Annotated in this window: 13 protein-coding genes; 2 read left to right on the forward strand and 11 right to left on the reverse strand. The window is 57.6% G+C overall.

Annotated features, from left to right (window positions below):
- Positions 1-237: 237 nt before the first annotated feature.
- From QZL71_RS09880 to QZL71_RS09890, 3 genes are all read right to left on the reverse strand, one after another.
- Complete coding sequence (locus tag QZL71_RS09880) at positions 238-1,140, reverse strand: DegV family protein (protein ID WP_005943906.1); 903 nt, start codon at positions 1,138-1,140, stop codon at positions 238-240.
- Between the two features lie 45 nt (positions 1,141-1,185).
- Positions 1,186-2,478: an adenylosuccinate synthase gene (locus tag QZL71_RS09885; RefSeq protein ID WP_044953951.1), complete on the reverse strand. Its 1,293-nt coding sequence runs from the start codon at positions 2,476-2,478 to the stop codon at positions 1,186-1,188.
- Between the two features lie 210 nt (positions 2,479-2,688).
- Positions 2,689-2,913: a DUF896 domain-containing protein gene (locus tag QZL71_RS09890; RefSeq protein WP_005943900.1), complete on the reverse strand. Its 225-nt coding sequence runs from the start codon at positions 2,911-2,913 to the stop codon at positions 2,689-2,691.
- 131 nt (positions 2,914-3,044) lie between these two features.
- Here QZL71_RS09890 and QZL71_RS09895 point away from each other — a divergent pair, with 131 nt between their 5' ends.
- Entirely contained in the window at positions 3,045-3,674 is a 630-nt protein-coding gene (locus QZL71_RS09895) for an epoxyqueuosine reductase QueH (protein ID WP_154260760.1), read from the forward strand.
- Positions 3,675-3,833: 159 nt separating this feature from the next.
- Here QZL71_RS09895 and QZL71_RS09900 read toward each other — a convergent pair whose 3' ends face one another.
- The 7 genes from QZL71_RS09900 to rsxC form a co-directional block, all read right to left on the reverse strand.
- Positions 3,834-4,973 (reverse strand): MFS transporter, encoded by a 1,140-nt coding sequence (locus QZL71_RS09900; protein ID WP_294648613.1) that lies wholly within the window; start codon positions 4,971-4,973, stop codon positions 3,834-3,836.
- A 513-nt stretch (positions 4,974-5,486) separates the two neighbouring features.
- Complete coding sequence (locus QZL71_RS09905; protein WP_294648614.1) at positions 5,487-6,386, reverse strand: RnfABCDGE type electron transport complex subunit B; 900 nt, start codon at positions 6,384-6,386, stop codon at positions 5,487-5,489.
- 15 nt (positions 6,387-6,401) lie between these two features.
- Complete coding sequence (locus QZL71_RS09910; RefSeq protein WP_005943888.1) at positions 6,402-7,034, reverse strand: electron transport complex protein RnfA; 633 nt, start codon at positions 7,032-7,034, stop codon at positions 6,402-6,404.
- Between the two features lies 1 nt (position 7,035).
- Positions 7,036-7,701: an electron transport complex subunit RsxE gene (locus QZL71_RS09915; protein WP_005943886.1), complete on the reverse strand. Its 666-nt coding sequence runs from the start codon at positions 7,699-7,701 to the stop codon at positions 7,036-7,038.
- A gap of 16 nt (positions 7,702-7,717) precedes the next feature.
- Positions 7,718-8,266, reverse strand: coding sequence for an FMN-binding protein (locus QZL71_RS09920; RefSeq protein WP_097777392.1), 549 nt, complete (start codon positions 8,264-8,266; stop codon positions 7,718-7,720).
- Positions 8,263-9,222 (reverse strand): RnfABCDGE type electron transport complex subunit D, encoded by a 960-nt coding sequence (locus tag QZL71_RS09925; protein WP_097774296.1) that lies wholly within the window; start codon positions 9,220-9,222, stop codon positions 8,263-8,265. Before QZL71_RS09925 ends, QZL71_RS09920 begins: the two co-directional genes overlap by 4 nt.
- Positions 9,222-10,556: an electron transport complex subunit RsxC gene (rsxC, locus tag QZL71_RS09930; RefSeq protein WP_294648615.1), complete on the reverse strand. Its 1,335-nt coding sequence runs from the start codon at positions 10,554-10,556 to the stop codon at positions 9,222-9,224. The genes QZL71_RS09925 and rsxC overlap by 1 nt, the downstream gene beginning before the upstream one ends.
- A 294-nt stretch (positions 10,557-10,850) precedes the next feature.
- Here rsxC and QZL71_RS09935 point away from each other — a divergent pair, with 294 nt between their 5' ends.
- Positions 10,851-10,976: a hypothetical protein gene (locus QZL71_RS09935; RefSeq protein WP_005943878.1), complete on the forward strand. Its 126-nt coding sequence runs from the start codon at positions 10,851-10,853 to the stop codon at positions 10,974-10,976.
- A gap of 133 nt (positions 10,977-11,109) precedes the next feature.
- Here QZL71_RS09935 and QZL71_RS09940 read toward each other — a convergent pair whose 3' ends face one another.
- A complete protein-coding gene (locus QZL71_RS09940) occupies positions 11,110-11,646 on the reverse strand; it encodes a DUF5662 family protein (RefSeq protein WP_294648616.1) in 537 nt (178 codons plus the stop codon).
- Between the last annotated feature and the right edge of the window lie 2 nt (positions 11,647-11,648).

Genomic DNA, 11,648 nt, shown 5'->3' on the forward strand with positions numbered 1-11,648 from the left:
GCAAACCGGTCTGCGGCTTAAAAGCCCCACTGGGGCTTTCATGCCCTGCGGGCACCGCCGTCCTTTCTGGTTCTCTTTTGGCACGCAAAAGAGAACTTATCCGGTGGAGAAGAATTGCATAAAAGTCAAGAAATCTGTTCCACTCGAATACGCTCTGTATGGGAAGCATTGCTCTAAAAAAAGAACCCCAAAAAATCCATAGATTTTCTGGAGTTCAAAAATTCATATAATGTGATCTCAGCCCTGCTTTTTCCAGCGGCGCATCACGCCCATGCCCAGCGCATAGGGGCCGGTGTGCACGGCAATGGTGCAGCCGATCTGCAGCAGGCCCACTTCGCACTGTGCGCCGGGGTACTTTGCACGCAGGGCCGCGCGGGTCTGCATCCACAGGCGCTTGCCTTCCTCTTCGTCGTAGCCGTAGCCTACGGTGATGCGGTAGTCGTCCGGGGTGCCGCCGTGGGCATCCAGATAGTTCATCAGCTGTTCCAGCGCTTTTTCAAAGCTCTTTTGTCGGCCGCGTGCCACGCCGCCGGAGAAGATCTCGCCATCCTTGAACAGGATCATCGGCTTGATGCCCAGCATGTTGGCTGCACGGCCCGTCACCTTGCCAATGCGGCCGCCCTTAATGAGATAGTCCAGATTGCCTACCGTGAAGAAGATCTGGTTGGTAGCTTTCTCTGCTTCCAGCCATGTCACAGTCTCGTCCAGCGTGCAGCCTGCGTCCCGCATGGCCACGGCGTTTTCCACCATGGTGGACTCGGTAACGGTAGCCGCCGCGCTGTCAATGACCTCAATGCGGGCATCGGGGAAATCTTCCAGCACCAGATCCCGGGCATTGCGGGCGCTGCCCACACAGCCGCTCATCTTGCTGGTGAACACCAGACACAGCACATCCCGGCCAGCAGCAGCATGGGCACGGAATGCCTGCTCAAAGTCCTCAATAGAAGCAAGGCTGGTTTTGGGGTAGGCCGAAGGGTTGTCCACCATGAACTGGTAGAAGTCCCGCACGGCGATCTCCTTGCCTTCTTTGCGGTAGTGCTCGCCGTCCAGCGAGACATAGAAGGGCACGACCTCGATTTGGAGCTGTTTGGCAGTGTCCAGCGTCAGATCGCATGCGCTGTCGGTAATGATATCAAACATCTGTGACGCTTCCTTTTCTGAATCATTCAGGAGCTTTGCAGGGGATCATACGTGGTGGATATAAGCCTCACGCTCGGCACCCACAGAGATGTAGGTGATCTTGCAGCCGACAGCCTTTTCCAGATATTCCACGTAATCGCGTGCTTCCTTGGGCAGGTCTTCCCACTTGCGGGCTGCGGTGATATCGCAGTGCCAGCCGGGCAGGTACTCCACCACGGGCTGTGCGGTGTCCAGAGCTTCGCCCATGGGGAAGCGGGTGGTAGTGCTGCCATCGGTCAGCTTGTAGGCAGTGACCATGGGGATCTTTTCCATGTAGTCCAGCACGTCCAGCAGGGTCAGAGCAACTTCATCGCAGCCCTGGCAGAACACGCCGTAGCGGCTTGCCACCAGATCGATGGGGCCAACGCGGCGGGGACGGCCGGTGGCTGCACCGTACTCGTGGCCAGCCTCACGCAGGTCGTGCTTTTCCTCTTCGGTCATAGCCAGCTCGGCAGTGAAGGGGCCGTCACCCACGCAGGAGGAGTAAGCCTTCATCACGCCGATGGAGTTGTGCAGCTTGTGGCCCGGGATGCCTGCGCCGATGGGAGCGTAAGCACCGATGACGTTGGAAGAGGTGGTATAGGGGTAAATGCCGAAATCGATGTCGCGCAGAGCGCCCAGCTGAGCCTCGAACAGGACCTTCTTGCCTGCAGCGTCTGCATCGGCCAGATACTGGCCCACATCGCAGATGTAGTCCTTGAAGATGGCGGCATACTTTTCGAGCCATGCCCACATCTCATCCACGCTGATGGGAGCTGCGTTGTAGCTGCCCTCCATGACCAGATTCTTGGAATCCACCATGGTGACCAGGCGCTTCTTCACAGCGTCGTCCAAATGCAGCAGGTCGCCCATGCGCAGGGTCTTCTTCATGTACTTGTCGCCGTAAGCGTAGGCAATGCCGCGCTTGGTGGAGCCGAACTGTGCGCCGGTCTTGGACAGACGTGCTTCTTCCAGACCGTCCTGCTCCACATGGTAGGGCATGGTGATGGTTGCACGGTCGGAGATCTTCAGGTTTGCCGGGCTGATCTCAACGCCCTGCTCCCGCAGCTTGTTGATCTCGCCGTCCAGATGATGCGGGTCGATGACCATGCCGTTGCCCATAACGCAGACCACGTTCGGACGCAGGATGCCGGAGGGCAGCAGATTCAGCACGAACTTGCCGCGCTCGTTCTTGACCGTGTGACCGGCGTTGTTGCCGCCCTGATAACGTGCAACGATGTCATACTCCTGGCTGATGAGGTCGACCATGCGGCCCTTGCCTTCATCGCCCCAGTTGATACCCGTAATTGCAGTAAGCATAATAAATGACCTCTTTATCATTTTTTCAAAAGACAGCCTTTTCCGTGCACCTTGCCCGGGATACGCCACCTTGGGAAAACACATCAGCAGGCATACACAAAGCACATACCAATGCAAGTATAGTATAGCACAGATCGCCGTGCAAAAAAAGAGGAAAACACAGCTTTTGGCTGCGTTTTCCTCCAAAAAAGTGTGCGCAAAATTGTGCGTTCAGCTGCGGGGGTTCTCAAGGTCGGCACGGCGGGTCACCTTGTGGATGGTGCCGTCCGGCTCCTGAATGGAGGTGTTGGCCAGCTGCGCGCGCAGGCTGGCCTTCATGTCGTCGATGTATTCGCGGCGCAGGGCCTGCTGCTCTGCCTTTTCGGCCTCGGTCAGGCCAGTGGTCTTGCTCTTTTTTGCCAGCTCGTTGATGCGGGCGATCTTTTCCTGTGTCATGGTGCCTCCTGTATTTTCAAGCGGAATATGTTATAATAAGAAAGCAAACCCTCTCAGTCATTGCTGTGCAATGCCAGCTCCCCCGAAAGGGCGAGCTTTTTAAGGAATTTTCTCAATCAGTATAGCAAAGGATGATAAAAATGGCAACTCAATTGAATTTTGCACAGCAGATGGATGCCGTGCTCAAAACGCTGGACGGCACCCGGCCGCGCCTTTTGCTCCACGCCTGCTGCGGCCCCTGCTCCAGCGCAGTGCTGGAACAGCTGTGCCAGTATTTTGAGATCACAGTGCTTTACTATAACCCCAACACATGGCCTGCAGAGGAATACTACCGCCGCGGCGAAGAGCTGAAGAAGTTCGTGGCAGCAGCCCATCCTCTGGGCGTGACCGTGGTGGAGGACCACTACGACCCGCAGGAGTTCTACTCTGCTGTCACCGGCCTTGAAAACGAGCCGGAGCGGGGCAGCCGGTGCACGATCTGCTACCGGCTGCGGATGCGCCGGGCGGCGCAATACGCCAGTGAGAACGGCTTCGACTGGTTCACCACCACGCTGTCCATCAGCCCGCATAAAGATGCCAAGCGCATCAACGCTATCGGGCAGGAGCTGGAAGCGGAATTTGGCGTAAAGCATCTGCCTTCGGACTTCAAAAAGCACAACGGCTATCTGCGCAGCCTGCAGCTTTCGGAGGAATACGGCCTGTACCGGCAGGATTACTGCGGATGCGAGTTCAGCGCGAAGGCAAGAGGCATTGAGAAATAACCCTCTCAGTCATTGCTGTGCAATGCCAGCTCCCCCGAAAGGGCGAGCTTTTTCTACTTCCCAACGGTTATTTTCTTTACTGAAAAGAGAATACCAAACGGTTTTAGCGCATAAAGCTCCCCCTTTCGGGGGAGCTGGCGCGATAGCGCCTGAGAGGGTTTATTCCTCCGGCAATCTAGCCACCAGCAGGGTGAAAATAATCAGGCCCACGCAGGGCACGATGTTGGAAGCCATACCGGCGGCAAGGCCAGCCTTTTCGGCCACGATGCCAATAATCCACGGCATGAGGATGGCACCGCTGGATGCCACCGGCAGCATGATGCCCATGCTGGTCACGCTGGTCATGCGGCCCGCGCTGGCCACAGCGGTGGGGTTCAGGCCCGCCATGGAGAACGCAAACGCAAACAGCAGCACGATGGCCATGACCTGCGTGTGGGCCATGACCAGCAGCACATAGAACACGGTGCACAGCACGCTCATGCCCACCATGGCCTTGCGCGGGCTCTTGAACGGGAACACGAATGCGATCAGCAGACGGGCCACCAGCGTGGCACCCCACATGACCGTGACGGTGTAAGCCGCCAGTGTACCCGCAATGATGCCGCTGCCCTTGAAGTAAGTGACCATCCAGCCGTTGACGCTCTGCTCTGCAGCGTTCTGGAAGAACAAAAGGCCGGTCAGCATCCAGAACCGTGCCGAACGCAGAAAGCTCCAGTCAATGGCCTGCTTTTCCTTGGCATTCTTGGCCTTGCCGCCGCCCAGCGGGGTAAAGGCATATATCAGCCACAGCACAAGTCCCAGTGCCGCCAGCAGGAACACCGCCAGCTCAGTGCTCACCTTCGCCGCTGCCGCAATGAGGAAGGGGCACAGCAGCGCACCGCAGGCGTAGCAGCTGTGCATCAGGTTCATGCCGCGGGTGCGGTCGGCAGAGTGATCGCTGACCAGAATGGTGCAGGTGTTGATAACACTGCCCTTGGCAATGCCCACCACAAAGAAAGCCACTGCCAGCAGGATCTCTACACCGGTCAGGCCCATGACGGCGTAGCCCACCGCATAGCCGATGGTAAGCAGCAGCACACTGGGCTTCATGCCCAGTACACTGGGCAGCATACCGATGAGCAGGCCTGCCAGCAGATTACCCACACTCATAAGTGAGAGCAGGGTGCCGGTCATGCCGTAGGCAAAGCCGTAGCGCTCCTGCAACAGGCTGACCACCACGCCCGCACTGATGGCACAGATGCCACTGAAGAAGAAAGTAAGAAAGCCTGTATTCCGCAGGCGTGCAGACTGTTGTTCCATAATCGTCCTCTTTCTGTGAAAATATCCTCCTTCTATTTAACCATAATTCCGCATCATTGCAACCGGATTTTCTTACAAAAAGTTGCAAAAAGCCCGCCGGGTTCGGACGATTTAAAATGCCCTCCGCTTGCGCTCTGGGCATCTTCAGCGGAAAATTCATTTTTAATTTCGCGTTTGGAGCGACCGCATTTGCACAGCAATGAAAGCCCCAGTGGGGCTTTCAAGCGGCAGAGCGGTCTGCGTAAGCAGATGGAGGGGCGTTGCCCCGACAAGCTCTGCGGAGCGCTCCAAACGCTTTTTCACGAGAGGGGCTGTGACTGGAAAATGCATCTCATCTCTGCGACCTTTCTTGTGAAAATGGTAGAACGGAACGCCCGCAGGCGTTCCGTTCTACCGAAATCCAAAAGAATATTTCCTTGAATTATGCCCAGAGCAACGCAGAGGGCATTTCCAATCATTTTCTATGCAAAAAGCCCGCCGGGCATCGCTGCACGGCGGGCTTTGGTTTACAGTTTACTCTGCCTTGGTCTCGGGCTTTGCCTCAACCTTGGCTTCCGGCTTTGCTGCGGGAGCAGCAGCGGGAGCGGCGGGCTTCACCACGGGCTTCGGGGGATTGGGGTCATCCTTCAGCGGGAAGAGGATGATGTGCTTGGGGCACTTCTGGGCACACATGCCGCAGCCCTTGCACTTGTCATAGTCGATGCGGGCCACGCCGTCCACCACGTGGATAGCGTCGAACTTACAGGTGCGCTCGCACATACCGCAGGCAATGCAGGAGGTGGTGCAGACCTTCATGGCCACAGGACCCTTGTCCTTGTTGGAGCACATGACCACCGGCTTGCGCGGGCCGCCCACGTCGATCATGATGACCTGCTTGGGGCAGATGTTTGCGCAGGCACCGCAGCCGGTGCACTTGTCCTTGTCCACCTTGGCAACACCGTCCACAATGTGGATGGCATCGAACTTACACACCTTGGTGCAGTCGCCCAGACCAACGCAGGCAAAGGAGCAGGTCTTGGGGCCGCCGTACAGTGCAGCAGCGGCTGCACAGGTCTGGATGCCCTTGTAATCATAAGCAGGCTTGCAGTGCTCGGAATTGCCCTGACACTGGACAACAGCCTTCTTTTCCACAGCGCTGGCCGTGCCGCCCATGATCTTGGCAATGGCAGCGGCAGCCTTAGGGCCGCCGGGTGCGCACTTGTCGCAGGGCACGCCGTCCATGACCACAGCCTTTGCGTAGTCCGCACAGCCTGCGTAGCCGCAGCCGCCGCAGTTTGCACCGGCAAGGCAGTTGGTAACTTCTTCAATGCGGGGGTCTTCCTCCACCGCCATGAACTTGGACGCTGCGACCAGAACGATCGCGCCGACTGCGCCCACGATGGTACACAGGATAACAGCAGATACAATATTCATAATCCTGTTCCTCCCTTACAGCGTGACATTGAACAGGTTTTCGACGATGCCGCCGAAGCCCATGAAGGACAGGCTGGTGATTGCTGCTGCGATCAGGGTGATGGGCAGGCCCTTGAAGGGTGCCGGGGGATCGCAGGCTTCCACGCGCTTGCGCACGCCGCTGAACATGACCATGGCCAGCATGAAGCCGCAGCCTGCGCCGATGGCACAGACCAGAGCCTCAATGTAAGCAACACCGAAGCCCATAGCAGCCACATCTGCGCCGTAGTCGCCCACGACCAGAATGGTGACAGCCAGAACACAGCAGTTGGTGGTGATCAGGGGCAGATAAACGCCCAGAGAGTTATACAGTGCAACCACGTACTTCTTGAGGAAGATCTCGATGAACTGCACCAGAACAGCAATGACCAGAATGAACACGATGGTCTGCAGGTAGCTCAGACCAGCCGGGTCCAGAATGAAGATCTGGATGGGGAAGGTAACGGCCGTTGCCATGAACATGACGAAGATGACGGCGCCGGACATACCAACCGCAGAATCCAGCTTTTTGGAAACGCCCAGGAACGGGCAGATACCGTAGAACTTCACCAGCACGTAGTTGTTGACCAGGATCATGCTGAAGAAGATCGCAGCGAGTTTTACTAACATCTTATTCTGCCTCCTTCTTCAGGTTATCAAGGTCGCAGCAGCTCTTGCGCTCGATGCGGGCATCCAGCTTGCCTTCCAGCCACACACAGCCGGCCATCAACAGGCCAAAGCAGAAGAATGCGCCGGGAGCCTGCGTCATGATGGAGACCTTGGCAACGCTTTCCGGGATCACCTGGAAGCCCAGCCATGTGCCGCTGCCCAGGATCTCACGGATGGATGCCATCAGGGTAGCGGTGAGGGTGTAGCCAACGCCCATGCCCACGCCGTCCAGTGCGGAGTCCACGATGCTGTTCTTGCAGGCGAACATCTCGGCACGGCCCAGAATGATACAGTTGACAACGATCAGGGGCAGGAACACACCCAGAGCGTTGTACAGGCTTTCCATGTAAGCCTGCATGAACATCTGAACGATGGTCACGAAGCTTGCGATAATGACGATGTAGCAGGGCAGATGCACCTTGCCGGGGATCACCTTGCGCAGCAGGGAGATCATGATATTGGAGCACACCAGCACGAAGGTGAAGGCGGCACCCATGCCCAGAGCGCTGGAAACTGCAGTGGTAACTGCCAGAATGGAGCAGGTACCCAGAACCAGACGCAGAACAGGGTTTTCTTTGATAATGCCGTTGGTAAGGATGCTTACCTTGGACTTATTTTCTTGTGCCATTTCTTACCAACCTCCTTTACGCCAGCTCGTTGTAGCAGTTGACACAGTCATTGATGGCAGCAAACAGAGCGGTGGACGAAATGGTTGCGCCGCTGTATGCGTCGTAATCCTGATTCATCACAATGTTCTGGGTGCCGTCCATGCCGTCGAACTGCGCCAGGAAATCGTCACTGCTCACGTTGGAGCCGATGCCCTTGGTCTGGGTGGAAGCGTCTACCCAGATGCCGGTCTCGGCGCCGTTGGCGTCGAAGCCCATGATGACGGTCAGGATGCCGCCGTCAAAGCCCTTTTCCTCGGCCTTGATGGCAGTGCTGCCGTCCGGAGCTTTGACCACGCCGGTGATGCCGGCGGTGGTGTAATCGGTCACTTCTTCCAGCTCGCTGGCATCCGAAACGGAGGGCAGCACGCCGACATAAGCGGCCAGAGTGGTGCGCTTGGTGTTCTCGGCAATGACCGGGGCGGTCATGCCGTTCACCAGTGCCAGCAGCAGGCTGGCGATCAGGGAGATAACGCTCAGCACAACAATGGGCTTGATGGTGCTCTCCCAGTTGGAAGACTTACTCATTTGCCAGCACCCTCCTTTGCTTTCTTTGCAGGCTTGATGTAGCCATACGGGGTCTGACGGGTCAGATCGTTGATGTAGGGAACCCACAGGTTCATGAACAGCAGTGCGAAGGACACGCCCTCGGTGTAGCTGCCCCAGTAACGGATGGCAAAGGTGACGATGCCCAGTGCCACGCCGTACACCAGCTTGCCCTTCAGGGTGAAGGGGCTGGTAACGTAGTCGGTAGCCATGAACACGGCACCGAACAGCAGGCCGCCGCTCAGCACGGCAACCAGAGCCTCGTGCACACTGTGGGTAGCAATGAGGTAGAACACGAACATGCTGCCGACGTAAGAAGCCGGGATGGCGATGCTGATGGTCTTGGTGGCCACCAGATAAATCAGGCCCAGCACGATGGCCAGTGCGCAGGTCTCGCCCAGCACACCGCCATGGATGCCCATGAACAGATCCAGCAGGCTCAGCTTGGACTTATCGGCCACAGCCAGCGGGGTAGCGCTGGACAGCTGGTCCACCGCTGCATCCGGGAACACCCACTTGTTCATGGAACCGGCAAAGCTGATGAACAGCACGATACGGCCCACCAGAGCGGGGTTGGCAAAGTTCATGCCGATGCCGCCGAACAGCTGCTTGACGATGACGATGGCCACCAGATCACCGATGATGAGCTGGCCGATGGGCATGCCCACGGGCACGTTCATGGCCAGAATGATGCCGGTGACGACGGCGGACAGGTCGCTGATGGGGTTGGGCTTCTTGAGCAGCTTGCAGTACAGCCACTCAAAAGCCACACAGGCCACCACGGACACGGCTGTTACCAGCAGTGCACGCATACCAAAAATGATGGCAGAGGCCACCACGCAGGGGCACAGGGCGACGATCACGTTGGCCATCAGGCTCTGGGTGGTCTCTTCGCTGCGCACATGCGGGGAAGCCGAAACAATAAGCTTCGTATCCATTACTTATTGCCTCCTTTTTTGATTTCACCAAGGTAGATCGCCTTTGCCAGACTCATCATCTGGGTAACAGGGCGCTTTGCCGGGCAGACGAAAGAGCAGCTGCCGCAGTTGAAGCAGTAGTCTGCATGCAGCTTGCCCAGCTCCTGCACATCGCGTGCAGCGTATGCCTGATTGACCTCCACAGGCTCCAGACCCATGGGGCAGTACTCCACGCAGCGGCCGCAGCGGATGCAGGGATTCACCGGTGCAGGCTCTGCAGCGGCCTTGCTCAGGAAGATCAGGCCGGAGGTGGTCTTGGTGGTGGGGTAGCTCAGGTTCTCCACAGCGGGGCCCATCATGGCACCGCCGGCAACCACCTTGCCCAGCTCGCCCTTGACACCCGCAAAATCAATGATGTCCTGATAGGCAGTGCCCACGGGGACAACGATGTTCTGGGGCTTTGCGCAGGCGTCGCCGTCCACGGTGATGGTGCGCTCGACCACCGGCATACCGGTAGCCAGATACTTGCCAAGGGTGGAAACGCTGGTCACGTTCATGACGATGGCGCCGGCATCTGCGGGCAGACCGCCGTGGGGCACTTCGCGGCCCAGACACTTTTCAATAAGGATCAGCTCTGCGCCGGTGCCGTAGACACTGGGCAGGGGCTTGACCTCGATGGTGCTGTCGCCATTGGTCTTTTTGCACAGCAGGTCGATGCACTCGGGCTTGTTGTTCTCAATGCCGATGACGCACTTCGGGATGCCGGTATACTGCAACACAGCCTTGATGCCGCGGATGATATCATCGCTGCAGTTCAGCATCTCCTGCGTATCGCTGGTCAGCCACACTTCGCACTCGGAAGCGTTGATCAGCAGGGTATCCACCTGCTGCTTGGGCTGCAGCTTTACGTCGGTCGGGAAGCCTGCGCCGCCCAGACCGACCAGGCCGCACTCACGCACAGCCTTGAGGAAGCTGGCCTTATCGGTCACTTCCGGTGCCTTGACAGCCGGGTCCACGGTCTGTTTGCCATCGGTCTTGATGACGACAGAGTCGCACATGCGGCCATTGGACAGACGGAAGGGCTCCACTGCGGCAACCGTGCCGGAGACACTGGAGTGGATGTTTGCAGAGACGAAGCCGCCAGCCTCGCCGATCTTTGTGCCAACGAACACCTCGTCGCCCTTTTTGACCAGAGCTTTGGCGGGAGCGCCGATATGCTGGCTCATGAGGATGCGTACCTGCGCGGGCAGAGGCATCGGGATCGGTTTGCTTGCAGCAGTTGCCTTGTCATGCGGCGTATGCGCGCCAAGCGCCGCACGTTTCAGCTTGTTCAACATGGAATTCAAATCCCCCATTCTGCTTGAATTGCCGCCCCCACGCCCATGCAGGCGCACTGGTACAGGGACAGCAGCTGCTTAACATGTTTATTGTATCATTTTGGCGTGGGAAGTCAACGACAATGGCACAAAAATGATGTGTTTTCCTGAACTTTCTTTTCATTTTTTCGTGGTTATATACAACTAACCACCGTATTTTTCTTCCTGCATCCGGTGTTTGCCTTTGCATGCGGATTATGCTATACTAAGGGCAAGCAAAAACTGCGGAACGTCCCCCGCTCCGCGCCAGACTTACCAAGGAGGCTTGAAACGATGAAGGTTCTCAAAGCACTGCTCGCCGTCCTCACTGCTCTGGCGGTGGCCCTGACCGCCGCGCTGCTGTTCATTCAGGATAAGAACGCACCCCGTTATATCCAGATCTACGAGAACGAGCAGTAACACCCGTCTTGCACAAAAAGCATCCCCCAGCCTGAACGGCAGCGCCGCACGGGCTGGGGGATGTGTTGTTTTATGGCATACAAAAAACACCGCCGGGTCTCCCTCAGCGGTGTTTTCAGGCAAAATATTCCTTTTAGTAATCTTTTTCGCAGCCCAGCAGGTATTTCATGTGCTCAAAGGTGCGGTCATGTCCAAGGTCGCGCACCATTTTCAGCAGCTCTTCCAGCAGGGCACGGGTCTCCGGGTGGAGCAGGTAGTGGGTCTTGCTGCGCTCGTAGTATTCCCACGGGGAAGCATCGGTGTACCTGTCGCCCAGATAGATCTGGCTGGCGGCCACGCGGTCGCACACCATTTCGCACACATAGCGCAGGGGCATCTTCATGCCGGCAAGGCCCACCTTCCGGGTGCTGTAGTCGATCCAGTATTCCAGATGGTGCTTGTTGCGGCCCTTGTGGTGCAGCCACGCGGAGGAATAGCCCCGTGCCGCGCGTTCCGCTTCGTTGGGGCTGTGGTCACCCTGATAATAGATGCAGCCCGGAATGAACTCGGTAGGGCTGTACTTGCTCAGGTCGTGGGCAAGGCCCTGCTCATAGAGCCCGCAGGCAAAGCAGTATTTCATCACCAGCAGCTTGTGCCGGGTGATGGTCTCAAAATGGCCCTTGATGTTCATGC

The organism is uncultured Faecalibacterium sp. (genome assembly GCF_900066275.1).
In the GTDB taxonomy this organism is placed as follows: Bacteria; Bacillota; Clostridia; order Oscillospirales; family Ruminococcaceae; genus Faecalibacterium; species Faecalibacterium taiwanense.